The 24,153-nt window shown below is 70.8% G+C and carries 22 protein-coding genes and 1 pseudogene; 8 read left to right on the top strand and 15 right to left on the bottom strand.

The window, feature by feature from the left end:
• The first annotated feature begins 867 nt into the window (after positions 1–867).
• Positions 868–1,431: a hypothetical protein gene (locus ABZ272_RS20955; RefSeq protein WP_355051613.1), complete on the top strand. Its 564-nt coding sequence runs from the start codon at positions 868–870 to the stop codon at positions 1,429–1,431.
• A gap of 76 nt (positions 1,432–1,507) precedes the next feature.
• Here the strand turns inward: ABZ272_RS20955 and ABZ272_RS20950 are convergent, their stop codons facing one another.
• Positions 1,508–2,347 carry a GNAT family N-acetyltransferase gene (locus ABZ272_RS20950; RefSeq protein ID WP_355051612.1) on the bottom strand — a complete coding sequence of 280 codons (840 nt, stop codon included), beginning with the start codon at positions 2,345–2,347 and terminating at the stop codon, positions 1,508–1,510.
• Positions 2,348–2,498: 151 nt separating this feature from the next.
• On the opposite strand from ABZ272_RS20950, the gene ABZ272_RS20945 reads away from it, so the two are divergent.
• The gene (locus tag ABZ272_RS20945; RefSeq protein WP_355051611.1) at positions 2,499–3,086 is read left to right on the top strand and encodes a PadR family transcriptional regulator; all 588 of its coding nucleotides are present in this window, start codon (positions 2,499–2,501) and stop codon (positions 3,084–3,086) included.
• A 103-nt stretch (positions 3,087–3,189) separates the two neighbouring features.
• On the opposite strand, the gene ispG is transcribed toward ABZ272_RS20945, so the two are convergent.
• The 7 genes and pseudogenes from ispG to ABZ272_RS20910 form a co-directional block, all read right to left on the bottom strand.
• Positions 3,190–4,362 (bottom strand): flavodoxin-dependent (E)-4-hydroxy-3-methylbut-2-enyl-diphosphate synthase, encoded by a 1,173-nt coding sequence (ispG, locus tag ABZ272_RS20940; protein ID WP_355051610.1) that lies wholly within the window; start codon positions 4,360–4,362, stop codon positions 3,190–3,192.
• 8 nt (positions 4,363–4,370) lie between these two features.
• Positions 4,371–5,621 (bottom strand): site-2 protease family protein, encoded by a 1,251-nt coding sequence (locus ABZ272_RS20935; protein WP_355051609.1) that lies wholly within the window; start codon positions 5,619–5,621, stop codon positions 4,371–4,373.
• A complete protein-coding gene (gene dxr, locus ABZ272_RS20930; protein WP_355051608.1) occupies positions 5,621–6,832 on the bottom strand; it encodes a 1-deoxy-D-xylulose-5-phosphate reductoisomerase in 1,212 nt (403 codons plus the stop codon). Before dxr ends, ABZ272_RS20935 begins: the two co-directional genes overlap by 1 nt.
• Positions 6,833–6,996: 164 nt before the next feature.
• On the bottom strand, positions 6,997–7,641 hold the full coding sequence (locus ABZ272_RS20925; protein WP_355051607.1) for a Uma2 family endonuclease: 645 nt from the start codon (positions 7,639–7,641) through the stop codon (positions 6,997–6,999).
• A gap of 105 nt (positions 7,642–7,746) precedes the next feature.
• Complete coding sequence (locus ABZ272_RS20920; protein ID WP_355051606.1) at positions 7,747–8,382, bottom strand: hypothetical protein; 636 nt, start codon at positions 8,380–8,382, stop codon at positions 7,747–7,749.
• Between the two features lie 194 nt (positions 8,383–8,576).
• Complete coding sequence (locus ABZ272_RS20915; RefSeq protein ID WP_355051605.1) at positions 8,577–8,768, bottom strand: DUF397 domain-containing protein; 192 nt, start codon at positions 8,766–8,768, stop codon at positions 8,577–8,579.
• A pseudogene (locus ABZ272_RS20910) lies at positions 8,758–9,168 on the bottom strand (Scr1 family TA system antitoxin-like transcriptional regulator); the annotation flags it as partial. The gene ABZ272_RS20915 and the pseudogene ABZ272_RS20910, both read right to left, overlap by 11 nt.
• A gap of 13 nt (positions 9,169–9,181) precedes the next feature.
• Here ABZ272_RS20910 and ABZ272_RS20905 point away from each other — a divergent pair.
• Both ABZ272_RS20905 and ABZ272_RS20900 read left to right on the top strand, forming a co-directional pair.
• Positions 9,182–9,334 carry a hypothetical protein gene (locus ABZ272_RS20905; RefSeq protein ID WP_355051706.1) on the top strand — a complete coding sequence of 51 codons (153 nt, stop codon included), beginning with the start codon at positions 9,182–9,184 and terminating at the stop codon, positions 9,332–9,334.
• Entirely contained in the window at positions 9,331–9,681 is a 351-nt protein-coding gene (locus ABZ272_RS20900; RefSeq protein WP_355051604.1) for a hypothetical protein, read from the top strand. Before ABZ272_RS20905 ends, ABZ272_RS20900 begins: the two co-directional genes overlap by 4 nt.
• Here ABZ272_RS20900 and ABZ272_RS20895 read toward each other — a convergent pair.
• Both ABZ272_RS20895 and ABZ272_RS20890 read right to left on the bottom strand, forming a co-directional pair.
• The gene (locus tag ABZ272_RS20895; protein ID WP_355051603.1) at positions 9,668–13,618 is read right to left on the bottom strand and encodes a CARDB domain-containing protein; all 3,951 of its coding nucleotides are present in this window, start codon (positions 13,616–13,618) and stop codon (positions 9,668–9,670) included. The two genes, ABZ272_RS20900 and ABZ272_RS20895, sit on opposite strands and share 14 nt — an antisense overlap.
• A 409-nt stretch (positions 13,619–14,027) precedes the next feature.
• Entirely contained in the window at positions 14,028–14,579 is a 552-nt protein-coding gene (locus ABZ272_RS20890) for a GNAT family N-acetyltransferase (protein ID WP_355051602.1), read from the bottom strand.
• A gap of 51 nt (positions 14,580–14,630) precedes the next feature.
• Here ABZ272_RS20890 and ABZ272_RS20885 point away from each other — a divergent pair, with 51 nt between their 5' ends.
• Positions 14,631–15,461 carry a YhjD/YihY/BrkB family envelope integrity protein gene (locus ABZ272_RS20885; RefSeq protein ID WP_355051601.1) on the top strand — a complete coding sequence of 277 codons (831 nt, stop codon included), beginning with the start codon at positions 14,631–14,633 and terminating at the stop codon, positions 15,459–15,461.
• Here the strand turns inward: ABZ272_RS20885 and ABZ272_RS20880 are convergent, their stop codons facing one another.
• Genes ABZ272_RS20880 through ABZ272_RS20865 form a run of 4 tightly spaced genes read right to left on the bottom strand, consistent with a single transcriptional unit; the run spans position 15,462 to position 19,099 of the window.
• Positions 15,462–16,679, bottom strand: coding sequence for an ABC transporter permease (locus ABZ272_RS20880; protein WP_355051600.1), 1,218 nt, complete (start codon positions 16,677–16,679; stop codon positions 15,462–15,464).
• Entirely contained in the window at positions 16,676–17,377 is a 702-nt protein-coding gene (locus tag ABZ272_RS20875) for an ABC transporter ATP-binding protein (RefSeq protein WP_355051698.1), read from the bottom strand. Before ABZ272_RS20875 ends, ABZ272_RS20880 begins: the two co-directional genes overlap by 4 nt.
• A gap of 41 nt (positions 17,378–17,418) precedes the next feature.
• Positions 17,419–18,516: an efflux RND transporter periplasmic adaptor subunit gene (locus ABZ272_RS20870; protein ID WP_355051599.1), complete on the bottom strand. Its 1,098-nt coding sequence runs from the start codon at positions 18,514–18,516 to the stop codon at positions 17,419–17,421.
• Positions 18,503–19,099: a hypothetical protein gene (locus ABZ272_RS20865; RefSeq protein ID WP_355051598.1), complete on the bottom strand. Its 597-nt coding sequence runs from the start codon at positions 19,097–19,099 to the stop codon at positions 18,503–18,505. Before ABZ272_RS20865 ends, ABZ272_RS20870 begins: the two co-directional genes overlap by 14 nt.
• 112 nt (positions 19,100–19,211) lie before the next feature.
• On the opposite strand from ABZ272_RS20865, the gene ABZ272_RS20860 reads away from it, so the two are divergent.
• The 3 genes from ABZ272_RS20860 (at position 19,212) to ABZ272_RS20850 (ending at position 23,431) form a co-directional block, all read left to right on the top strand.
• Entirely contained in the window at positions 19,212–19,913 is a 702-nt protein-coding gene (locus ABZ272_RS20860; RefSeq protein WP_355051597.1) for a response regulator transcription factor, read from the top strand.
• Positions 19,903–21,732, top strand: a complete 1,830-nt coding sequence (locus ABZ272_RS20855; RefSeq protein WP_355051596.1) for a HAMP domain-containing sensor histidine kinase — start codon at positions 19,903–19,905, stop codon at positions 21,730–21,732. Before ABZ272_RS20860 ends, ABZ272_RS20855 begins: the two co-directional genes overlap by 11 nt.
• Positions 21,733–21,835: 103 nt before the next feature.
• Positions 21,836–23,431, top strand: a complete 1,596-nt coding sequence (locus ABZ272_RS20850; RefSeq protein WP_355051595.1) for an NAD(P)/FAD-dependent oxidoreductase — start codon at positions 21,836–21,838, stop codon at positions 23,429–23,431.
• Here ABZ272_RS20850 and ABZ272_RS20845 read toward each other — a convergent pair.
• Complete coding sequence (locus ABZ272_RS20845; RefSeq protein ID WP_355051697.1) at positions 23,420–24,058, bottom strand: TMEM175 family protein; 639 nt, start codon at positions 24,056–24,058, stop codon at positions 23,420–23,422. The two genes, ABZ272_RS20850 and ABZ272_RS20845, sit on opposite strands and share 12 nt — an antisense overlap.
• Between the last annotated feature and the right edge of the window lie 95 nt (positions 24,059–24,153).

Below are 24,153 nucleotides of genomic sequence, written 5' to 3'. Positions count from 1 at the left end.
ACGTGGGTGGCGGAACACCCAGCGTGCCGGCAGCTCCCCGGTCCCTTCAACCGATTTAACCGCCCCTGAGCAGGACATCCCCCGATGCCCGGTGCGCCGACAACGGGGCGCGAGATCCGCAGGCCCGGCATCGACATGATCGACTCGACATCGCCGATCTGGGGGTATCAACCGGCCTCGGACACCCCAACTTCGGCGTTCTCGTGTGGATCACCGCCCAGCCGCACCCACGACGACGACGACCACCACCACCACCACCACGCGCGTCGTTCAGGCGGTATGTCTGAATCATGAGGCATGTAGGCAGTGGCCGGGTCTCCCACGGTCGGGGATCGTGACACACCGGGGCTCGTAGCCGCCGAACGAACGATCGCAGGAGCGCAGGTCGCGGCCCGGAGCCCGCCGGGTCGGACCCCATCACCTCGCGTCCTTTGCTCTGCTTCAACCCAGGAAACACCCGGTGTCCGATTATCGGACGGCAGGTGTTTCCTCGGCTGAAGCAGAGCAAAGGCGGGTCACCGCCCCTCCGGCCCTCCGGGAATGACCCCGAGCCGCCGGTCGTTACACCCGGTCCCGACGCGACGAGCCCCGCTCACCGCGGATCGTCAGCCCTGGGAATGGCCCCGGCCGGCAGGTCGTTACACACGGACCGGCCACCACGAGCAACCCGCCCCGCAGGCCGCCAAGCCGCCGGGAATGGCCCCGCCCCCCGGGTCGTTACACACGGACCGGCCGCCACGAGCCCCCCGCTCGCAGGCCGCCCCCCAAAGACTTTGAGCGCCCGGACGAGGTGCTGACACCCCGCGTCACCTGATCCCCCCGAACGGTGACGTGTGGGTGTTTCCTACCCCCGAAGGAGCAACCCTGATGAACACGATCATCCGCAAGAGCATGCTGTCCATCGCTGGTCTCGCGTTCACCGGTGGCGTCTTCGCCGGCCCCATCGCCGCCCACGCCAACCCGGTCGACGCCAAGCCCGCCACCGCCGTCGCGGTGCAGACCACCGCACCCAAGCCGCAGGGCGACCAGTCGCACATCACCCTCAACGACGAGCAGACCGCCAACGCCAAGGCCATCATCGCCGCGACCAAGAAGGCGGGCCTGCCCGAGCGGGCCGCGGTCATCTCCATCGCCACCAGCCTGCAGGAGTCGAAGCTGGAGAACCTGGGCCACCTCGGCGACGCCAACGACCACGACTCGCTGGGTCTGTTCCAGCAGCGCCCGACCTCCGGTTGGGGCACGCCCGAGCAGATCACCAACCCCGAGTACTCGACGACGGCGTTCCTCAAGGGCCTGCGCCAGGTCGACCGCTGGCAGGACATGCCGCTGACCGACGCCGCCCAGACCGTACAGGTCTCGGCCTACCCCGACGCCTACGCCCAGTGGGAGCAGCAGGCCACCGACCTGGTCGGCCAGTACTGGAACAGCTAAGAGATCACCGATGGCCGGCACCCCGACACGGGTGCCGGCCATCGCCGTACTCCCCGCAAGACCGCCAGGATCTGCTTCAGAAGAGGACCGTGGCGAGCGTGCCGACCGGTTGGAAGCCGCAGCGTTCGTAGACTCGGCGGGCCGGGAGGTTGAAGTCGTTGACGTACAGGCTGACCGTGGGAGCGACCCGGGCCAGCGCGTCACGTACCACGGCGGCCATGGCGGCGGCGGCGATGCCACGGCCCCGCCATTCCGGGGCGACCCAGACGCCCTGGACCTGGGCGGTCCGCTTGGTCACGACGGCCAACTCCGCCTTGAACACGACCTTGCCGTCGACGAACCGGGCGTACGCGCGGCCGGCGCGGACCAGGTCGTTGACCCGGCGTCGATAGCTACGTCCGGCGTCCTCGGCGAGCGGTGAGACGCCCACCTCTTCGGTGTACATGGCGACCGCCGCCGGAAAGAGTCGGTCGACCTCGCCGGAGCGGACGCGGCGTACCTCTGGATCGGCCGGAACGGCCGGCGTCGTGTCGGTGGCCAGCAGCGGCTGGTTGGGGCGGACGTCGCGGGCCGGGCCCCAGGTGTGCGAGAGCCGGTCCCAGAGGGCGAGGACGGCGTCCGCGCGGCCGACGATCGAGGAGCAGAGCCGGTCTTCCCCGGCGAGCAGGTCGGCGAAGGCGGACACGGCGGCGTCGCTGGCGAGCACCGGCGTCAGGTTGCCGCCGAGCCAGCAGAGTGATTCGAGGTTGCGCCGGGCGCCGTACCCCAGGATCCGCCCCTCGGCCCGCCACCAGGACAGTCCGCGCGCGGCGATGCGCTCGGCGACCTGCGCGCCCGCGAACGGGTCACGGTCGAGCAGGCGCTCGACCGCGCGGCGCTCCGATTCCCCCAGTTGCCGTACCGGCACCGTAAGCACGACTACCAGCCTGCCAGATCGACCCCTCGCCCCGCCGGCCGAGTGGCGAGGTGGACCGCAAAGGGCCGAATTGCTTGCCGTGACTTGTCGGCGATGCATTGCCGATATATCGTTGATGCATCAGCGACAGTACGTAGAGGAGGAGAACCCGATGCGGTTCCATCGACAGCACCACCCGATGCACGAGGCCCGGATGCGGGGCTTCGGCTTCCCGCCGGTCCCGCCCGGCCCTCACGAGCACGGCCACGAGCACGGCGGGCGCGGACGAGGACGCGGGCACGGCCGCGGCAGGGGGCGACGTCCCAACGTCCGTGGCGCGGTGTTGGCCCTGCTCACCGAGCGGCCGATGCACGGCTACGAGATGATCCAGGAGATCGACTCCCGCACCGGCGGGGCCTGGCGGCCCAGCCCGGGTTCGATCTACCCCACGCTTCAACTCCTAGAGGACGAGGGTGTGATCGCCGCCAGCACCGAGGAGTCCAGCGGCGGACGGAAGCGGTTCACCGTCACCGAGGACGGTCGGGCCGAGGCCACCGCCGCCGCGCAGACGCCGCCCTGGGCGGACGTCGCCCAGGACACCGTGAGCAGCTGGCACGACATCCGCGACTCCGGCGCGCAGGCGATGAACGCCCTGCGGCAGGTGATGATGAACGGCACCGACGACCAGCGTGAGCGGGCCGCCCAGGTCCTCGACGAGACCCGACGCAAGCTGTACGCGATCCTCGCCGAATCCGACTGAGCTGCGCCGGAACGACTGCGCGCCGCCCCCCGAGGGGAAACGGCGCGCCAGAACGAAAGCGGGCCGCTCCCCGAGGGGGAACGGCCCGCTTCGTCGAACTGGCTCAGTGCACGGTGACCGTCGGGCCGGTGACCAGCCCGCGCAGTTCCTCGGGCAGCTCGGCGCCCATCTCGTCGGCGATGCGCAGCGCCTCTTCGATCAGCGTCTCCACGATCTGGCCCTCGGGCACGGTCTTGACGACCTGTCCCTTGACGAAGATCTGGCCCTTGCCGTTGCCGGAGGCGACACCGAGGTCGGCCTCGCGGGCCTCGCCCGGACCGTTGACGACGCAGCCCATGACGGCGACCCGCAGCGGCACCGGCAGCCCTTCCAGGCCGGCGGTGACCTCCTCGGCGAGCTTGTAGACGTCCACCTGGGCACGACCGCAGGACGGGCAGGAGACGATCTCCAAGCCGCGCTCGCGCAGGCCGAGGGACTCCAGGATCTGGTTGCCGACCTTGATCTCCTCGACCGGCGGGGCGGAGAGCGACACCCGGATGGTGTCGCCGATGCCCTCGGCCAGCAGCGCGCCGAAGGCGACCGCCGACTTGATGGTGCCCTGGAAGGCCGGCCCGGCCTCGGTGACGCCGAGGTGCAGCGGGTAGTCGCACTGCTCGGCGAGCTGCCGGTACGCGCGGATCATCACGACCGGGTCGTTGTGCTTGACCGAGATCTTGATGTCGCGGAAGCCGTGCTCCTCGAAGAGCGAGCACTCCCACAGCGCCGACTCGACGAGCGCCTCGGCGGTGGCCTTGCCGTACTTGGTGAGCAGCCGCTTGTCCAGCGAGCCCGCGTTGACGCCGATCCGGATCGGCACGCCGGCGTCCCCCGCCGCGCGCGCGATCTCCTTGACCTTGTCGTCGAACTGCCGGATGTTGCCCGGGTTGACCCGGACGGCCGCGCAGCCGGCGTCGATGGCGGCGAAGACGTACTTGGGCTGGAAGTGGATGTCGGCGATCACCGGGATCTGCGACTTCTTGGCGATCGCGGGCAGCGCCTCGACGTCGTCCTGGGACGGCACGGCCACCCGGACGATCTGGCAGCCGGACGCGGTCAGCTCGGCGATCTGCTGGAGCGTGGCGTTGATGTCGGAGGTGAGGGTCGTGGTCATCGACTGCACGGACACCGGCGCGCCGCCACCGACCGGCACCGAGCCGACCATGATCTGGCGGCTGGCCCGGCGGGGCGCGAGCGGCGGGGGCGGCACAGCGGGCATGCCGAGACTGATAGCGGTCACTTCAGCACTCACCTTGGGAAGAGCGTGATCGGGTTGATGACGTCCGCGGTGATGGTCAGCAGCGTGAACACGCCACCGATCAGGATCACCGCGTACGTGAAGGGCATCAGCTTGAGATAGTCCACCCGGCCCGGGTCGGCCCGGCCGATCCGGGCGTAGAGCCAGGAGCGGGCCCGCTCGAACCAGGCGATGGCGATATGGCCGCCGTCCAGGGGGAGCAGCGGGAGCAGGTTGAACACGCCGATGAAGAAGTTCAGCGAGATGAAGAGCAAGACGAACATCAGCCAGGCACCGTGGGCGACCGCCTCGCCGCCGAGCCGGCTGGCCCCGACCACGCTGATCGGGGTGTCCACGTCACGTTCGCCGCCGGTGATGGCGGTCCACAGCGCGGGAACCTTCTGCGGCAGCCGCTGCAACGCCTGGACGGTGCCGACGGCCAGCCCGCGGGTGAAGTCGCCGGTGGCGCCGAACGCGGCGACCGGACCGTACGTGACGAGGTTCGGGGTGGTGATGGTGAGCCCGACGCCGAGCGCGGCGACCGGACCGACGGTGCCCTTCGGGTTGTCGAGCGGTGGACGCTCCGTCTGAGCCAGCACGGTGCTGGTCTCGGCGGGCTGGCCGTCGCGGACGTACCCGATCTTCACGGTCTCGCCCGGCTTCAGCGCGCGCAGGCCGGTGAGCATCTCACCGTAGTTGTTGACCGGCTTGCCGTTGAGTGAGGTGATCCGGTCGCCGTCGCGAAGCTGGGCCTGGGCCGCCGGGCTGGCCGGGTCACCCGGGGCGCAGGCGCGCTGGTCGATCTTCGGCATCACGCAGTCGGAGAGCGCGATCACCGCCGGCTCCTGCCGGACCTGCGCGTCGTTCGTGGGGAACTTGGGATTGGGCAGGCCGAGGGTGACGGCCGCCAGCCAGATGGTGACGAGCGCCAGCGCGAAGTGGGTGATCGAGCCCGCGGACATGACGATCGTGCGTTTCCACACCGGGAACCGCCACATCGCGCGCGGCTCGTCGGCCGGGTCGACGTCGTCGTCGTTCGGCGTCATCCCGACGATCTTGCAGAAGCCGCCGAGGGGGATGCCCTTGAGTCCGTACTCGGTCTCGCCACGCTGGAACGACCAGATGGTGGGGCCGAAACCGACGAAGTACTTCGTGACCTTCATCCCGAACGCCTTGGCGGTCAGCATGTGACCCGCCTCGTGCAGGCTGACCGAGATGAGAATGGCCAGGGCGAAGAGGACCACCCCGAGCAGGTTAGACATCAAGCTCCTTCCACCGAACCCGCGATGATCTCCTGCGCGTGCGCGCGCGCCCACGACTCGGCCACGAGCACGTCCTCGACGGTACCTGGTTCGTCGAAGTCCGGAGCCTCCTCCAACACGCGTCCGAGGGTGTCGACGATGCCGAGGAACGGCAGCCGCCCGGCCACGAACGCCGCCACGCACTCCTCGTTCGCCGCGTTGTAGATCGCCGGGCGGCAGCGTCCGGCCTCCCCGGCGGCCTTGGCGAGCGCCACGGCCGGGAACGCCTCGTCGTCCAGCGGCGCGAACTCCCAGGTGTGCGCTGCCGTCCAGTCGACGGCGGCGGCAGCCTCGGGCACCCGGTCCGGCCAGCCGATGCCGAGCGCGATCGGCAGCCGCATGTCCGGTGGGCTGGCCTGGGCGATCGTCGACCCGTCCACGAACTCGACCATCGAGTGGATCACCGACTGCGGGTGCACCATGACGGTGATGTCGGCGTAGGGCACGTCGAACAGCTCGTGCGCCTCGATCACCTCGAGCGCTTTGTTGACCATGGTCGCCGAGTTGATCGTGACGACCGGCCCCATGTTCCAGGTTGGGTGCGCGAGCGCCTGCTCGGGTGTGACCTGCGTCAACTCGTCGCGCCGCCGCCCCCGGAACGGGCCACCGCTGGCCGTGACGATCAGCCGCCGCACCTCGCCGCGCGACCCGGACCGCAGACACTGCGCGAGCGCCGAGTGCTCCGAGTCGACCGGCACGATCTGCCCCGGCCGCGTCACCGCGGCCTTGACCAGCGGGCCGCCGGCCACGAGCGACTCCTTGTTGGCCAACGCGAGAGTACGACCACCGCGCAGCGCGGCCAACGTAGGAGCGAGGCCCAGCGAGCCGACCACCCCGTTCAGCACGACGTCGCAGGGCCACTGCGCCAGCTCGGTCATGGCGTCCGGGCCGGCCACGATCTTGGGAAGCTTGAAGTCTCCGGTAGCCCAGCCGCGCCGGCTCGCCTCGGCGTAGAACGCGAGTTGCAGGTCCTGCGCGGCGGACGCCTTGGCCACCCCGACCGCCTCGACGCCCAGCTCCAGGGCCTGCGCGGCGAGCAGCTCGACGTTGCCGCCACCCGCCCCGATCGCCACCACCCGGAACCGGTCCGGGTTGCGCCGGACGATGTCGATGGCCTGTGTGCCGATCGAACCGGTGGACCCGAGCAGAACAAGATCGCGGGGGGAAGTCACCGGGCCATTCTCCCCCACCGCCGCTGTGTGCCCGCTGGGAGCCTCAGCCCACCCCGCCCGCCGCCGCCGGCCTTGATCGACACGAGTTCGGCGATCTCGGGGTATCCGCAGCTCCCGGACACCCCCACCTCGCCGAACCCGTGTCGATCACGGGCGTGCGGGCGTCACCCCTCCGCGCCCGACTGGTCGGGTGCTGCCTCCTCGCCGAGCAGATCGGCCGGGTCGATCGAGAACTCGAACGGCTCCCGCATGACGAAGCGCGTCCCGGCCGCAGCAGCGGCCACCGGCCGGTACTCCCCCTCGGCCAACTCGTACAACGCGATAGTGGGGACCCGATTGCGCAGGTCGACCCGGAGGAAGAACGGCACTCCGGCGGCGGCGTACTCGCGCGGCCGGTCGATGATGTCTTTGCGCCGGTTCCCGGGAGAGACGATCTCCCCGAGCAGCACGGCGTGGTCGATGGCCATGGTCGTTCGGCCGCCACCAGGCGCGTCGAGGATGACGATGTCCGGGATGAACAGGTCCTGGCCCGAGACGATGTTCGTCTCAAGGTAGAGCCACAGCTTGGCCCGGCGGGCGGCCTGCTTGAGGTGGAACGCGAGGTCCAGTTCCGCGTCCTGATGGTCGTACCCGGCATGTGGTGTCACGATCACGCTTCCGCTCAGGACCTCAACCTTGGGGCCGTTGGTCTCCGGCAACAGGTCGAGGGCGAGCTGCGCGGTCCACGGCTCGTCGTGCCACCGCAGCACGTCGAACGACGGCTCGGTGTGCTGCGGCGCCGGCTCCGGCGCGAACGCTGCCTGGGCCATCCGGGCTCACCCCCTCAGCGGACCATCATGCTCAGCTCAGCCTAGCCACCGCAGCCCGCGCAGCACGCCATCGCACACCGAGTCCGCCACCCAATTGGCTCGTGGTCAGCCGCACTGGTCCTGATACACGGACCGAGCGGGCACCACACCGTCGCCGTAGTTGGTGGCGAGGGCCGTAGCCCACCCGTCCGGGACGGTCCAGCCGGAAAAGGCGAACGGGACGTACGACTCCAACGCGCCGGCCGCATCCAGCATGGGGCCGAACTGCTCCTGCCATTCGTGGCGGATCGCCTCGGTGGGGAACCCCCGGAAGACCGCCACTTCGGGATCCCGCTCACCCCAGCACCCCCACTTGCGGGACGGCCCGGTGACCGCGATGACGTTCGCTGAGATCGCGATCGAACCGAAGATGTCGCTGGCGGCCTCGTGACCGATCAGCGCCCAGTAGTCGTCCTCGCTGGCCTCGACGGACAACGACAGGGCCGGGTACGACCCATAGTCCGACAGGTAGTACGTGTCGCAATCCGGCTCAAGGACCAGCAGCTCGACGCGCTCGTCGCCATGCCAGCGGGCCATCGCACAGAGCGCCGGCCACATCTCCGGGTCGAGGACCGCGTCGAACTCACCGAACAGCGATTCCCCCTCGATCTCCCGGAAGACCTGGGCAGGCAATCTGACTGATAGATCGAAGGTCGCTGCACAGCGGGAGTGAACGTTCAGGTAGGTGTGGTGATCGGTCACGACGGGCCCCTCCCCGGAGATCCCCCAGCATGCTGCCCCACCGGCGCCGAGAGGCACGAAGATCAACACCATATCGCCGACCTGGCGGTATCCCCGCTCCCCAACACCCCCACAGAGCGGGTACGGCGAGGCAGAGCCCGGTCGCGACGACACCCAACGTGATTCTCAGCCTTCCGCGAGCGAGCCGGCCTTGATCATCGCATGGGCTGGTGTACCGCCGTGAACTGGACGAACGCGGCCCAGGCCGCCTCGGTGAAGGTCAGCGCCGGCCCCGGCCGGTCCTTGCTGTCGCGTACGCCGACCGTCTCGGCGAAACCCGCCACCTCGACGCAGTTGCCCTCGCCGCCGGACCGGGTCGACGCGCGCCAGACTCCGTCACGCACCATCGGTCATCTCCTTCGCTATGGCCGCGATCAGCTCACGGGACTCGTCGGTGCTGAGCGTCCGCTCACCGAGGGAGCGCCACGCATCCTCGTAGATCTCAATCTCGTGGGTCTTGTCAAGGTAGACCGCTCCGCACGGACCGTCCATGTAGATCGTCGTCGGCTCCGGCTCGCGCACGTCGGACGGGAAGTCGAGCATGGTGAAGGTGCCGGCCTGCGCCCAGCGCACCAGCCCGGCGTCGAGCGGCAGCACCCGCACGGCGATGTGGTGTTGCCGCGACGACACCACCAGCGAGTCCAGTTGCCGGGCCATCGCCACGCGATCCCGCAACGGCCGGCGCAGCACCGCCTCACCCAGGATGACGTCGAGGCGCGGAGCGCGCGGTATCGCACGGGCGATCAGCGTGCACGCCCCCGTGCAGCGACCGGACGGCGAGCGCTGCCGCAGGGACGACGCCCGGCACCCGTGTCGACTGCACCGTTGGGGCCGCCGCGTCCTGCAGGAGCGCGGCCTGACCGACGAGCAGATCCAGACGCTGGTGGACGGAGGAACGGTGGTCCTGCCATGAGCATCGCACCCGGGCCCCGCTGGATCATCCACCTGCCGACCACGCTGACCAGCCTCGACGAGGTCACCGCCCTGGCCGTGGCACTGCGCGACTCGCTCGGTCACCTCGCCGTCGTCGACTTCGGCGAGACCACGCTCAGCGAGGAGGACGCGCAGTTTCTGCGTACCCGAGTGTTCTGTGACGCCCGGCTCGGCGACGCCCGGCCGGTGCCGGCGGCCCGACGCCCACGACGGCCCCTGCGCAATGGCGATCGACTCGGGTTCATGAAAATCGGGGTGTCCGCGGCCGGCGGACACCCCGATTTCATTGAAACCGTGTTGATCAAGCGGCGGGTTAGCCGCCGTTGATGACGAACTGCGAGCCCGGCTGGATGACGATGTTGCCGTCGGCCGAATTCGTGATGGTCACGTTCGTCAGGTTGGCGTTACCGCGCGCGCCGCTCATCGCGAGGATGCCGGCACCGTTGTTCGACTTGTCGATCCGTACGTTGGTGATGGCGACGTTCGGCATGTTGCCGCCGCCGTTCTTGAACTGGATGCCGTCGAACGTGGAGTCGACGATGTCGGTGTCGCGGATGGTGACGCCGGTGATGTCCCGGGTCGAGGGGAACAGCGTGATGGCGCCGAACTCCTGGTCCTCGTTCCAGAACGCGCCGCCGGTGCGGTAGAGCCCGTTGTTGGCGATCAACGTCGTGCCGGAGAACGGCAGCGGGTCGTGGTCGGTCGCCAGCATGATGCCCGGGTAGTTGGCGGTGTCGTAGATCAGGTTGTTCTCGATCGAGTTGTCGTAGCCGCCGTAGATGGCGATGCCGTTCGCCCGCCACGGGAGCTGGATGGTGTTGTTGACGAAGTGGTTGTCGTGCGCGATGTCGACGCTGCGGTCCTTGACGTACGGGTTGGCCCAGACGGCGAGCGCGTCGTCGCCGGTGGTCCGGAAGGACGAGTTGAACACCCGCGAGTTGCGCGTGCCGTTGCTGAAGTTGATGCCGTCGGCGTACGTGTCGCGGATCCGCATGCCGCTGAACTCCAGCCCGTCGGCCGGCCCCCACAGGTCGGGGATGTTGTCGTAGTCGCGGCCCACCCAGACGCCGACGTTGGCGTGCTCGATCCAGACGTTGCTGATCTTGGTGCCGGTGCCGAAGCGACCGTTCAGACCGACGCCGCCCTCACCGTTGCCGTCACCGCCCCGGATCCGGCCCGAGCCGAAGATGGCGATGTCCGAGATCTGGGTGTTCTTGTCGATGTCGAAGCCGAAGTTGCCCTCGTGCGGGTGGTTGATGCCGCCCACCACGTTCTGCGGCTCGGTGAGCGTGTAGAGCTGCGAGTGCCACATGCCGGCGCCCCGGATGGTGACGTTGCTGATGCCGACCTGGTTGTACATGCCCCGGTTCAGCGGGTCGTCGGTCAGGATCTTCTGCTCCTGCCGCCACTGGCCGGCGGGGATCCAGACGCAGCTGATGACGCCGTTCTGGTCGTCGGTCACCGCCCGCTGGATGGCGGCGGTGTCGTCGAGCCCGTCGTTCGGGACCGCGCCGTACTGGGTGATCGAGGTGCAGCCGGCCGGTTGGCTCAGCGGCGGGGCCACCTGCTCCAGGTCGATCATGTCGATGACGTAGAACGAGGCGGTGTCGCCCGAGTCGCGCTGCAACTTGAACCGGGTGCCCGCCGGGTACGACTGCGACAGCAACGCGTTCGACTCGTCGAAGAGCCGGCGGGCGTCGGCCTGCGGGGTGTTGGTCAGCGCCTCCGGCCCGTCGGTGTTGCCGTAGAGCCAGCTGTGCTTCGACGACAGGGTCAGCTTGCGGGAGAACACGTCGTTGACGTAGAGGCTGATGGTCGCCTCGATGCCGCCGCCACCGGGCGCGTCCGGGATGGAGTTGCGCACCACGATGGCGTTGGCCTGGTTGGCCGAGGTGAACTCGACGAACTGGCCGGTGCCGGTGAGGCGTACCGACTTGCGACCCGAGGACTCGCTGGCGAAGTTGGTGTGCCCGAAGGTACGCAGCGGGTCGGTCTCCAACAGCGTGCCCGAGTAACGGCCGGCCTCCGCCTCGTACGAGACGTACGGCACCGCCGCGCCGCGTCCCACCACGATGGACTGGCTGAAGGTGTTGTTGCTCTCGTTGGTCTCGGCGACCACGTTCGTGGCGTCGGCGGTGGCGGTGATGGTCGCACCGCCGCTGGTGGCGGTCCAGCTACCGCTGACGGCCACGGTGGCCGTCGCGCCGGCGGCGATCGAGGCGGTGTTCGTGTTTAGTGTGGTGCCACCCACCACCAGCCGGGTGACGGTGGTCGCGCCGGTCGCGGTGGTACCCCGGTTGCGGACCGCCACGGTGAAGGTGACGGACGCCCCGACGGCCGGGTTCGGCGGGTTCGAGGCGATGCTCAGCACCTGGAGGTCGGGCCCCGGCGCCTGCGCCACCACCAGCGGCGACGCCGCCGTGAGGCTGTTGTTGCCGTTGTTCTGCTCGACGACCGTGTTGGTCGGGTCGACCACCGCCGACACGGCGTAGCTGCCCATCGGTCGCGTACCGGCGTTGAACGACACCGTCGTCGACGCACCGGCGGCGAGCGCGCCCACCGTGGCGCTGCCGACCAGCGCCCCGGCCAGGCTGAAGTTCACCGTCGTGGCCGCCGCGGCGGCGGTGCCGATGTTCTGCACGACGGCCGAGAGCGTGATCGCGGAGACCTCGCTGGGCGACGTCGGCGACCAGGACAACGAGCTGACGACCAGATCCGGGTTGGGGGCCGGCGTACCGCAGACCTCCAGCTCGGCCACCTGACCGGACGGAGCGCCGGTGTTGCCGGTGAACCGCAACTGCACGTCCGCCGTGGTCGCGCTGACCGGAATGGTCACCGTGTTGACGCCCTGGACGAACTGGTAGGCCGCCGCCGACACCAGGCTGGTGTACGACGAGGACGCCTGGTCGCGGCCGAGGACCTGGATCGTCTGGGTACGGGTGCCCCAGGACGAGTCGGGGTTGAGCTTGACGGTGACGCCGGAGATCGAGTGGTTCGCGCCGAGCGCCACGGTGAGGTTCTGCGGGTAGCTGGCCGCGCCCTCCCAGTAGGTGCCGAGCTGCCCGTCGTTCGCCTTGTCGGGGGTGAAGGTGAAGGTGGAGCCGCTCGCCGTCATGCTCTTGCCCTGCGCCACGTTCGTGCAGGCCGGGGGGTTGCTGCCGGTCCGGGTGACGGTGTTGCTGTTGCCGGACAGGTTGCCGGCCCCGTCGCGGGCGCGGACGTAGTACGACACCGTCGCCGTGGTCGGCTGGCTGTCCTGGTACGTGAGCACGGTGCCCAGCGTCGCGATCAGGCTGCCGCCCCGGTAGACGTTGTAGCCGGCCAGGCCACTGCCACCGGAGTCGGTGGAGGCGCCCCAGGTGAGCGTGATCGTGCTGCCCGACGTGCTCTGCGACAGCGTCCCCGGCACGCTCGGCGCGGTGGTGTCGCCGCTGCCGGTGCGGGTCACCGTGTTGCTGTTGCCGGAGACGTTGCCGGCGGCGTCGCGCGCCCGGACGTAGTACGACACGGTCGCCGTGGTGGGCTGCGTGTCGTTGAACGTGGTCACGGTCCCCACGGACTGGAGGAACGCGCCGTTGCGGTAGACGTCGTAGCCGGCGACACCGCTACCGCCCGAGTTGTCGGTGGACGCGACCCAGGCGAGGCTGATGGTGGTGCCCGACTGGGTGTACGAGAGGTTGCCCGGCGCGCTCGGCGCGGTGGTGTCGGGGGTGGTGCCGCCGCTGCCGTACACCTCCAGCTCGGAGAGCTGCCCGGCCGGCCAGCCGCTGTTGGCGGTGATGGTGATCCGGACGTAGCGGGTGGCGGTGGCGCTGAAGTTGATCGTGGCGGTGCTGCCGCTCGCCGGGTTGAAGGTGTACGTCTGCGACCCGGCCAGGTCGGTGAAGGACGAGCCGTCGGCGCTGCCCCGCACGCTCAACGTCTGCGTACGGGTGCCCCAGCCCGAGGTCGGCAGCTTCAGCACGACCTGGTTGACCGACTGCGACGAGCCGAGGTCGACCTGCACCCACTGCGGGAACGCGTTGTTGACGCTCTCCCAGTAGCTGCCCGCGTTGCCGTCGACGACCTTCGACGAGTCGTAGACGTCGGCGTGCCCGCTCTCCTGGGTGGGACGGCCCTGGGCGAGGTTGGTGGCCGCCGCGGCGACGGCGCTGCTGGCGGCGGCCGGTTGGTCGGCGGGGCGGGCGGCGGAGGCCGGAGTGGCGAGGGCCGGGTTCGCGAGGGCCGTCGCGATCAGCGTGGTCGCGACTGTCGCCGCCACCATCCTGAACAGTGTCGCTCGTCGTCTCATGACTGTCCTGTCGTCGGGGGACGGTTGCCGCGGGCGGGGGTGACCACGGTGGGGTGGGTGGCGGTGCGTCGCCGACCGGTGAGGCGGGCCGGCGTTCGAGGGGTACGACCATCAACGGGCCTCCCCAGGAGGCCCGTTGAATCTTCCGCGAGCATGCACAGAACCGTGCATGCGTTTGTCTAGTTCTTGCGTAACTTTGACCAAAGGTTACTGACGTGCTACGGGAGCGTCAATACTTCGACCACCGTGACTATTGACGGAGTTGCCCACTCTTGGCGCACCTCCCTCCACGCACAAATCGGGGAAGGTGCCACCCCCGACGACTGGAGGCGAAACCTTCCCCGAAGCTGTACGGATCTTGCGTCAGGTGATTCCGGAACGATCAGGCCGCTGGGGCCGCCAGGACGAAGGTCTCCAGCACCTCACCGCCGTACCAGTCGGTGCGTTGGCCCACGTGCGCCATGCCGAGTCGTCGGCAGACCGCCATCGACGGCTCGTTGCCCGGCGACACGACCGCGTAGATCTCCGGGGTTCCGGTGGCGAACTCCCGGACGATGAGCGCACGCGCCGCCTCGGTGGCGTAGCCGTGGCCCCACGAATCCGGGTGCAGGTGCCAGCCCACCTCGATGTCGTCGGTGAGCCGACTCTCGTCGCGCCCCGGCAGCGGCTTGAGCAGCGCCGTACCCGCCACGACTCCGGTCTCGCGTACCTCGATCGCCCAGGTGCCGTACCGGCCGCCGTCTGCGGCGTGCCGGTCCCGCCACATCCGCAGCCGCTCGGCGGCCTGACCCGGCTCGGTCATCGGCAGACCCGGTGACACACCCAACCAGCGTGTGATCTCCGGGCGCGAGTAGATGTCGTAGATCCGGGCCAGGTCCGCCGCTTCGTCGGTCCAATCGCGCAGGATGAGGCGTTCGGTGGTGACAACAGTCATGACCGGCGATCTTAAGGAGTGACCGCCCCGACGACAGGGAAGGAGAAGCCGATGGGCAGCGGTTGGCAGCGCGCGAAACGGATCACCAGTGCCGCGTTCCGTCCGGTGCGCGGACGCGACCTGTCGCTGCACGCCGCGGCGATCACCTTCTACGGGGCGATCGCGGTGGTCCCGGTGGCGCTGCTGGCCCTCTGGCTCACCTCGCTGATCGCGGGCGCCGATCGGGTACGCCGGCTCACGTCGTACGCCGTCGAGGCCCTGCCGACGGCGATCGGGGCGCCCCGGGCGGTGGCCGCGCTGGTCGACGCCGGGGTGCAGTTGACCCCGCTGCTGGCCCTCGCCTCACTGCTGCCCGCGTCGCTGTACGGCGAGGGGCTGCGCCGGGCGTTCGTGTCGGTGGCGGCGCCGCGCACGGACGAGCACCTGGTGGGGTGGCGGGGTCGGCTGCTGTTGCTGCCGCTGCTCGCGCCGGCGCCCGCGCTGCTGCTGTCGATCCTGCTGGCGTTGCCGCTCACCACCCGCCTGGTCCGCCAGGGCGGCTGGGTCGGCGCGCTGGGCATCGTGCTGTCCTTCCTGGCGGTCTGGCTGGTGCTCACACCGGTGCTGGTGTGGGTGTTCCGGGTGGTGGGGCCGGCGTCGCCGGACTGGCTCTCCACCCTCGCGATCGGTTCGTTCACGGCGGCCAACCTCTCCGGGTTCCTGCACGGCTTCGTGCTGTTCGCGTCCCTGCCGCTGGACCTCGGCGTGCCGTTCGGCGGCTTCGACCCGATCGGCGCGGGCGTCGCCGTGCTCCTGTGGCTGTACGTGTTCCACGTGATCGTCCTGGCCGGCTACTCCGCGACCCTGGCACTGTCGCGTTGGCGTGCCCAGCGGCCGAGCTGATCACGCGCTGGCGAGCGCTTCGGTGGGGGTGAGGCGGGCGGCGCGGATCGACGGGTAGACGCCCGCCGCCATCCCGACCAGCATCGCGCCGGCGATGCCGCCGGCCACCGAGGTCACCGGGATCGTCGGCGGCCAGCCCTGGTAGCTGGCGTACCCGACTGTCGCGAGCACGCCGAGCACCGCTCCGGCGGCCCCGCCGAGCACGGACAGCAGCACCGACTCGGTGAGGAACTGCACCCGGATCTGGCCCCGGTTCGCGCCGAGCGCCCGGCGCAGGCCGATCTCCCGGCGGCGCTCCAGCACCGAGATGACCATGGTGTTGGCCACCCCGATCCCGCCGACCAGCAGCGCCACGGCGGCCAGCCCGAGGAACAGCGCGGAGAACGTGTTCTCGGTGGCCCGCTTGGCGGCGAGCGCGTCCGAGGGGCGGCTGACCTGGATCAACCCGGGCAACTGCGGGTCGAGGGTGGCCGGCAGCACGGCACGCACGTCCTCCAGCGCGGCCTCGCGGGCCCGCACGTACACGACGGTGGGATGCCCGTCGAAGCCGAGCAGGTTCCGGGCCGCGTCCCAGCCGACCAGCACCGACCGGTCCAGGTCGGGGGCGATGGGCAGCGGATCGAGTACGCCGATCACGGTGAACCACCGTTCGCCGACGAGCACCTGGGGCGGCCGGACGGGGTCGACGGTGGCGAACCCGAGCCGACTCGCGGCCACGTAGCCGAGGACGGCGGTCGGCAGCCGGGCCGTCCCGTCGTCCAGGAACCGGCCGACGCGGACCCGTCCGTTGACGGTGTCCAGCAGATCCGGGCGCGCGGCGAGGGTCGTGAGTCCCGACGTGTCGTAGCGGTCCACCAGGTCGTTGCGGCGGACCGCGACGTGGGTGTTCGCGACCGCGCTCACCGTCTCGACGGGCCCGATCCGGTCCACCATCGCCACCGACTCCGCCGGCAGCAGCACGGGTGGGTCCTGGTCCGGCACGGGTTCGGCCCGCAGCAGGTTGGTGCCGAGAGCGGAGAGCTGGTCCATCAGGTCACGTTGGCTGGACGCCGGGATGCCGACCACGACGATCATCGTGGCGATGCCGATGGAGATGCCCAGGGCGGACAGCGCCGCCCGCATCCGCCGGCTGGTCAGCCCGAGCAGACCGAGCCGGAGTACGTCGCCCGGGGCGAGCCGGGGCGGCCGGCCGCCGGGTGCCGCTGTCGGTGTGGTCATCGGTGGGTCCTGTCGAGGGTGTCGGAGACGATCCGCCCGTCGCGGATGTCCACCTGCCGAGGGGTACGGGCGGCGAGGTCCCGATCGTGGGTGATCATGGCGATGGTGGTGCCCTCGGCGTGCAGGCTCAGCAGCAGCGCCAGGACCGCCTCGCCGTTGGCGGTGTCCAGGGCGCCGGTCGGCTCGTCGGCCAGGACCAGCGCCGGGTCGTTGACCAGCGCCCGCGCGATGGCGACCCGCTGGCGTTCCCCGCCGGAGAGCTGGTGCGGCAGGTGGTCGACGCGGTGCGCCAGGCCGACCCGGGCCAGCGCGTCGATGGCCGTACGACGACGGCGACGGCGGGGTACGCCGGCATAGAGCAGCCCGGTGGCGACGTTCTCGGCGGCGTCGAGCCCTCCGACGAGGTGGAACTGCTGGAACACGAAGCCGAGCCACCGTCCCCGCAGCGCGGAGAGCCGCCGGTCGGACAGGTCCGTCACCTCCTGCCCGGCGACGCGTACCCGGCCGCTGGTCGGCAGGTCGAGCGTGCCCATGATGTTCAGCAGGGTCGACTTGCCGGACCCGGAAGGTCCGACGATGGCGAGGAGTTCTCCCGCGCGTACGGTCAGCGAGACGTCGTCCAGGGCGGTGACGCCGCCCGGGTACGTCCGGCGCACCCCGTCGAGTTGCAGGACCGGTTCGGTGTACGCCGGGATCATCTCGGTCGGCGCGTCCCGGACCGGGAAGGGGATGACCGTACTCATGCGGCGGTCACCACCGTGAGTCCCTCGGTGACACCGTCCCCGCTGACCTCGACGAGCCCCCGGGAGAACATCCCGGTCTCCACGGCCACCAGCCCGCCGTCGGGCAGTTGGAGGGCGTGCCCGCCCTCGCGGAGTGCCACCAGCGCGCCGACCGGTACGGCCAGCACACCCTTGCGGGCGCTCGTGGTGAACGTGACCTGGACCGACGCCGCGTCCAGCTTCACCACGTCCGCCGCCTTGGCCGGCGTCACGAGGACGTTCACCTTGGGCGGGCTGGTCTGGCCCGCCCCGGAGTCCGGACCGCCGCCATCGACGGTGTGCGAGATCGAGGCGACCCGGCCAGGGCTCTCGGTCGTGTCGGGCAGGGTGATGGCGACCGTGGCGCCCACCCGGATGCTGCCGACCTCGGTCGCCTCGACCGCGACGGTCACCAGCTTGACCTTCTCGGTGACGGCCACCAGTTCACCGGCGGCGGGATCACCGGGCACCGCCTTCACCGCGCTGACCCGGACCGGCCCCGGCAGCACGACGGCCTGCCCGACCTCGATCCGGCCGGTGGGTTGCAGGTCGAGCGCCTGCTGCCACTTCTTGATCGCGGCCACCAGGGTCTCGGTGAGCAGGGACTGTCCTGCGGGGATCTTCGTGCCGTCCTTGGCCCGGGTCGGCCGCGTGCCGGTCTGGTAGCCGAGCGCGGCCAGGTTGTCCGACACGACGCGCACGTCGCTGCCCACGAGACCGGGCTTGTCGAGCGTGCGGAACAGCGGGACGTCGCCGAAGAGCACCGGTACCGGCTGGTCGTTGACCCAGTAGATCGGCTTGCCCCGGGCGACCGTGTCACCGACCTTGGGCAGGCGGGTGACGACACCCTCGCCCGTGCCCTTGACCACGCGCTCCGGGCCGAACCCCAACGTGCCGTCGAGCGACCGGCTGTCCGACAGGTCGGTGCGGGTGACCGTCGTCGTCGTCAGCGGCGGCGGGGCGCTCGCCGCGTCGTCCGCGCCGGCACGCCCCAGCGTCAGCACCGTGACGCCGGCGCCGACGACGGCCAGCGTCACCGTCACCAGGGCCGCCATCGCCAGCTTATTTCTTGCCACGGAACGCCTCCATCGTGCATTCCTTGTCCGCCTTGTCGTACGCGGCGCCCACCAGACCGCCCGTCGCGTCCTCGACGTCGTCGTACGTCCAGCCGGAGCCGTCCGGCAGCGAGTGGATCTTCATGCCGCGCCCGCGCAGGCACTGCACATAGTCGTTCCACTGGATCACGTAGTTCGGGTTCTTCTCCTCGTCCAGCTCGGGCGGCTGGAGGGGGAGCTTGTCGGCGCACGCCACGTACGCCGCCTTCGGCTCACCGCTCTGGTCGAGGGAGATGATGCCGCTCCCCTTGGGTGCCCCGGCCGAACGTTCCTTGTTCTCCCTGACCCCGTGGTCGCGCAGGCAGTAGTTGTACGTGTTCCAGAGCCGCTGCTTCTCGTCCTCGTTCATGTCCAGGCGCAACTGCGGACGCCCGGCCGCCACGGCCGCAGCACCGGCGGACGCGCTCGGCGCGGCGGAGCCGGTGGCGAGGGAAGCGACGTCGGCCGTGCCCCCGGCGTCGGACTTCTCACCGCCGCAGCCGGCCAGAACCGTGGCGAGGAGGGTGAGCGCCGCGAACCCGACGCGTCGTGGTGCGTTCGTCATGCCGGCAGCCTCACGGGGAGTTGTCAGAGACCTGTCAGGAAGCAATGCTCATCCGGTAGCCCCAGCTCACGGGCAGCGCCTGCGACGGCCGGTGACCCGTACAGTCGCTGCCGTGAGCGCGCGGGTGCTGATAGCCGAGGACGACGAGAAGCAGGCCGAACTGGTCCGCCGCTACCTGGAACGCGAGGGGCACACGGTCGTCGTCGTCGGCGACGGGCGGGCCGCTCTGGAGCACCTGCGCCAGCGCCCGCCGGACCTGCTGATCCTCGACGTGATGATGCCGAAGGTCGACGGCCTGGACGTCTGCCGCATCCTGCGCCGGGAATCCGACCTACCCGTGCTCATGCTGACCGCCCGCGCCACCGAGGACGACCTGCTGCTCGGCCTCGACCTGGGCGCCGACGACTACCTGACGAAGCCGTACAGCCCACGCGAGCTGGTGGCCCGGGTACGGACGCTGCTGCGCCGGAGCCAGCGGACGACGCACGCGGCCGACCCGGTGCTGCGGGTCGGCGACCTGCACGTCGACCCGATCCGCCACGAGGTACGCGTCGACGGACGACGCGTCGAGTGCACGCCGGGCGAGTTCCACCTGCTCCAGGCGATGGCCGCCCAGCCGGGACGGGCCTTCACCCGGGACCAGCTCCTCGGCCACCTGCACGGTTTCGACAGGTACATCACCGGCCGGACCGTCGACGTCCACGTGATGAACCTGCGCCGGAAGATCGAGGCGAACCCGCGCCGACCGACCCGACTGCTGACCGTGTACGGCGTCGGCTACAAACTCGTCGAGGAGAGCCACCATGCGGCGTGAGGTGCCGCTGCGCCGCAGCCTGCTGCTCCGGTTGCTCGCGCTGGCCGTCCTCATCGCCGTGGGCTCGATCGCCGCCACGGCCTGGCTGGCCGTCCGCACCACGACCGGAGCGATCCGGCAGGAACAGGGCCAGGCGCTCGCCGACGACGCCCGCATCTACGACACCCTGATCGGTTACGCGGCGACCCACCCGAGCTGGGACGATGTCGACACCGCCCTGCGACCCCTCGCCGAACAGGTGGGTCGACGCATCACACTGACCACCGAGTCGGGCACACCACTCGCCGACTCGGCGCCGCAGGCCGGTCCGCTGCCCACCAAGCCCTCCGCGACCATCGACGCGCTCGCCGTCGACACCACCCTGGCCCCGGGCTCCCCCGCGGCCGTCGACGCCGCGCGCATCGACCCCCGCGCCGCCGGCCCGTACCTGCTCCCGCCCGACGAGCGCCGCACGCTGCTCGACCGGGCGGACCAGGCCGTGCTGTGCCTGCGGGTACGGCCCAGGATCGCGGCCGTCGTGGCGGAGGGGCCGAGCGGCCGACCCCGGATCGCCACCCCGGGCACGGACCTGAACGACAACGCCATCTGCGGCCAGGCACGCGAGGAACTGGCGGCCCCGACGGCCACCGAGCGCAAGGCGCTGGCGCAGCTCAACGCGCTGGTGAACACCTGCCTGGCCCGGCGCAAGATCGCGCCGGTAAACGTCGACCTGGACTGGACCTGGACGACGAGGTCCGCCCCCGCACGGCAGACCCGTGGCGCCACCGAGGTCGACGAGGACCAGAGCCAGGCGGTCAACGCCTGCGTCGGCACCAGCCGGCGAGAGCAACTCCTCCCGTACGTCGCCCCGGCGGCGACCCTGTTCGTCTCCGATCCGGGCGGTCGGCCCACCACGACCTTCGATCTGTCCCGCGCCAACCAGGCCCGCATCGTGGCGGTCGCCGGTCTCGTGCTGCTGGTGACCGTGGGTGTCACGGTGCTGGCCGGTGTCCGGCTGACCCGGCCGCTGCACGCGCTGACCGGGGCCGCCCAGCGGATGCGCGACGGCGACGGCGCGGCCCGTGTCCGCGTCACCGGCCGGGACGAGATCGCCCGGCTGGCCGAGGCGTTCAACGACATGTCCGAGCGACGCGAACGCCTCGAACAACTCCGTCGCGCCATGGTCAGCGACATCGCCCACGAGCTACGCACCCCGGTCACCACCATCCGGGGCTGGTTGGAGGCCGCCGAGGACGGCGTCGCGCCGCTGGACCGGAGGTTGGTGTCGTCGCTGCTGGAGGAGGCGACGTTGCTGCAACACGTGATCGCCGACCTGCAGGATCTCGCCGAGGCGGAGGCGGGCGCGCTGCGGCTGCACCCCGAGACGGTCTACCTCGCCGACCTGCTGGGCCAGGTGGCCGAGGCGTACCGCGTGCAGGCCGACCGGGCCGGCGTGACGCTGTCGGTGCTCCTCGACGCCGACCCGCAGGTGTACGCCGACCCGGTGCGACTGCGGCAGGTCGTCGGCAACCTGGTCGGCAACGCGGTACGCCACACTCCGACCGGCGGCAGTGTCACGATCAGCGCCGGGGCGGCCGACGGGCAGGTGACCATCGCCGTCGCCGACACGGGCAGCGGCATCAGCGCCGAGCATCTGCCCCGGGTGTTCGACCGTTTCTGGCGGGCGGAGAAGTCCCGCAGCCGGCAGACCGGCGGCAGCGGCCTGGGCCTGGCCATAGTCCGCAAGTTGGTGGAAGCCCACCAAGGCACGGTCCAGGTCGAAAGCACCCCCACCAAAGGCTCGACCTTCACGGTCCACCTCCCCACCCACCCCCGTTGATCAAGAGGTTCGCGTCATCCGGACGGCGTTTCCTGACGCGAACCTCTTGATCACCGGGTTGCCGCGGGCGGTGGTGGGGGTGGTGGGACTAGGCTGCGGCGGCATGAGTGGTGAGATTCCCAGCCGGGTTGACGTCGTCATCGTCGGGGCCGGGCACAACGGTCTGGTCTCCGCGGTTCTGCTGGCGCGCGCGGGTCTGGACGTCCTCGTGGTCGAGGCCGCCGACGTGATCGGCGGCGCTACCCGCACCGAGAACCCGTTCCCCAAGGTGCCGGGGCTGCGCCACTCCACCGGCTCGTACCTGCTCGGGCTGATGCCACCGGAGCTGCTCGCCACCCTCGACGTACGCATCCCGGTGCTGCGCCGCGACCCGCACTACTTCCTGCCCACACCGGGTGGCCTCGGCTCGCCGTACCTGCTCTTCGGCAGTGACACCGCCGCCACCCGGGCGCAGCTCACCGAGTTCTTCTCCCCCGCCGACGTGGCCGCCGACGACGCCATGCAGGCCGAACTCGCCGCGCTACGCGAGGACCTCGCCCCCGCCTGGCTGGCCGAGCCCATGAGCGTCGAGGAGACCGCCGAGCGGCACGTCCGCCCGGCACTGCGGCAGGCCTTCGTCGACCTGGTCCGCGGGTCGGTCGCCGACTACCTGGCCCGCTTCGAGTTCCGCTCCGAACTGCTGGTCAGCATGTACGCGGTCACCGACGGCCTCTCCGGCCTCAACGCCGGCCCGGACGACCCCGGGACGGGCCACAACTTCCTCGTGCACAACATGTGCCGGCTGCCCGGCTCGGGTGGCACCTGGATGATCGCCGAGGGCGGCATGGGCACCGTCTCGCGGACGTTCGCCGACGCCGCCCGCGCCGCCGGGGCCACCATCGCAACGGGTACGCCGGTGAGCGCGGTGACCCTCGACGGCGGCGCGGCGAGCGGAGTGGTGTTGGCCGACGGCCGGGAGGTCAGCGCCCGGGTGGTGCTCGGCGCGTGTGATCCGTACCGGCTGATGGAGCTGTTGCCCGACGGCGCGCTCCCGGCGCGACTCGGCGATCAGATGGCGGCGGTCCGCCGGCCCGGCACCACCCTCAAGCTCAACCTGGCGCTGCGCGGCCTGCCCCGCTTCTCCTGCCTGCCGGCCGACGCGCCGAGCCCGTTCGGGTCGACGATCCACCTGCTGCCCGGCTCCGCGTCGCTGGTCGGCGGGGACACCACCTCGCCGATGGCCGCGCTGCGCGACATGTGGGCGGACGTGCAGGCCGGGCGGCTGCCGGCCGAGCCGACCATCGAGTGGTACCTGCACACCACCGTCGACCCGTCGCTCTCCGACGCGGCCGGGCACCACTCGTCGGCGCTGTTCGTCCAGTCGGTGCCCTACGAGCTGACCGGCACCACCTGGGACGCGGAACTGCCCGGCTACGTCGACCGACTCGTCGAGATCGTCGAACGGTACGCCCCCGGCACCGCCGACCTGATCGCCGACGCGGTGCCGCTGCCGCCGCCCGGCATCGAGGCCCACTTCGGCATCACCGGTGGGCACATCCACCACGTCGACAACACCGTCTCGTTCACCGACCGGATGCCGTACGCCACCGGCATCGACGGCGTGTACGCGGGCAGCGCCGGCTGCCACCCCGCCGGCAGCGTGATCGGCGCGGCCGGCCACAACGCGGCCCGCCGGATCCTCGCGGACCTAGGTCGGTGACTCGGCCCGGCGCGCGTACGGGCGGAGGTCACCCGGGCCGCCGATGAGATAGAAGCCGACCAGCAGGAGGTACGCGCAGAGGCTCAGGATCGGGTCGACGAAGACGGAGGCGAAGGCGACCAGGTAGAGCACGGGCTTCAGCCGTATCCGCCGTGCGATCGCCCGAGCCAACCGGGGATCCAGGTCGGCGTGCAGAAGCCTGGCGCGACGGGCCCACCACCAGCTCAGGTTCACGAAGATCGCCTCACCGAGCACGGTGCCGAGGTAGAGGGCGGCGGTCAGCCGTTGCTCGGTGGCGCTGCCCCGCAGGTTGTCCGACAACAGGTCGGCCGTGAACGGGATGGTGGCGATGAAGAGCAGCACGAGCAGGTTGAGCACCAGCAGCATCTGATCGACCCGGACCACGTACCGCCAGATGTTGTGGTGGGCGATCCAGACCTGACCGGCGATCCCGAAGGTGATCACGTACGCCAGGTAGGACGGCCAGGCGTGGGCGAGGGCGGCGGGAAGCTCCCTTCCGCCCTCGCGGGCCGGGCCGGTCTGGAGCAGTTCGACGGCCATAACCGTCAGGACGACCCCGAAGACCCCGTCACTGAACGTCTCGACCCGCGCCGCGTCCCGGGCCATCTCCCGACCGCGCCCGTACCGGTAATCCTTCCGCGCGTCCGCCCCTGCCACGCCCGCCCCGCTCTCGGTGGTGCGTCTCGCGCGCACCCCCTCCC

Source organism: Micromonospora sp. NPDC005979 (assembly GCF_040614415.1).
In the GTDB taxonomy this organism is placed as follows: domain Bacteria; phylum Actinomycetota; class Actinomycetes; order Mycobacteriales; family Micromonosporaceae; genus Micromonospora.
Note: the sequence above shows the minus strand (reverse complement) of the source record. Positions and strands in the feature narration are given on the sequence as shown.

Bases quoted from the DNA above. Each gene is read 5' to 3' on its own strand.
- ABZ272_RS20900 (WP_355051604.1), top strand. From the start codon at position 9,331: ATGAGCATCGCACCCGGGCCCCGCTGGATCATCCACCTGCCGACCACG.
- ABZ272_RS20945 (WP_355051611.1), top strand. From the start codon at position 2,499: ATGCGGTTCCATCGACAGCACCACCCGATGCACGAGGCCCGGATGCGG.
- ABZ272_RS20935 (WP_355051609.1), bottom strand. From the start codon at position 5,621: ATGTCTAACCTGCTCGGGGTGGTCCTCTTCGCCCTGGCCATTCTCATC.
- ABZ272_RS20845 (WP_355051697.1), bottom strand. From the start codon at position 24,058: ATGGCCCGGGACGCGGCGCGGGTCGAGACGTTCAGTGACGGGGTCTTC.
- ABZ272_RS20915 (WP_355051605.1), bottom strand. From the start codon at position 8,768: ATGGTGCGTGACGGAGTCTGGCGCGCGTCGACCCGGTCCGGCGGCGAG.
- ABZ272_RS20890 (WP_355051602.1), bottom strand. From the start codon at position 14,579: ATGACTGTTGTCACCACCGAACGCCTCATCCTGCGCGATTGGACCGAC.
- ABZ272_RS20850 (WP_355051595.1), top strand. From the start codon at position 21,836: ATGAGTGGTGAGATTCCCAGCCGGGTTGACGTCGTCATCGTCGGGGCC.
- ABZ272_RS20855 (WP_355051596.1), top strand. From the start codon at position 19,903: ATGCGGCGTGAGGTGCCGCTGCGCCGCAGCCTGCTGCTCCGGTTGCTC.
- ABZ272_RS20955 (WP_355051613.1), top strand. From the start codon at position 868: ATGAACACGATCATCCGCAAGAGCATGCTGTCCATCGCTGGTCTCGCG.
- ABZ272_RS20925 (WP_355051607.1), bottom strand. From the start codon at position 7,641: ATGGCCCAGGCAGCGTTCGCGCCGGAGCCGGCGCCGCAGCACACCGAG.
- ABZ272_RS20875 (WP_355051698.1), bottom strand. From the start codon at position 17,377: ATGATCCCGGCGTACACCGAACCGGTCCTGCAACTCGACGGGGTGCGC.
- ABZ272_RS20865 (WP_355051598.1), bottom strand. From the start codon at position 19,099: ATGACGAACGCACCACGACGCGTCGGGTTCGCGGCGCTCACCCTCCTC.
- ABZ272_RS20895 (WP_355051603.1), bottom strand. From the start codon at position 13,618: ATGGTGGCGGCGACAGTCGCGACCACGCTGATCGCGACGGCCCTCGCG.
- ABZ272_RS20880 (WP_355051600.1), bottom strand. From the start codon at position 16,679: ATGACCACACCGACAGCGGCACCCGGCGGCCGGCCGCCCCGGCTCGCC.
- ABZ272_RS20885 (WP_355051601.1), top strand. From the start codon at position 14,631: ATGGGCAGCGGTTGGCAGCGCGCGAAACGGATCACCAGTGCCGCGTTC.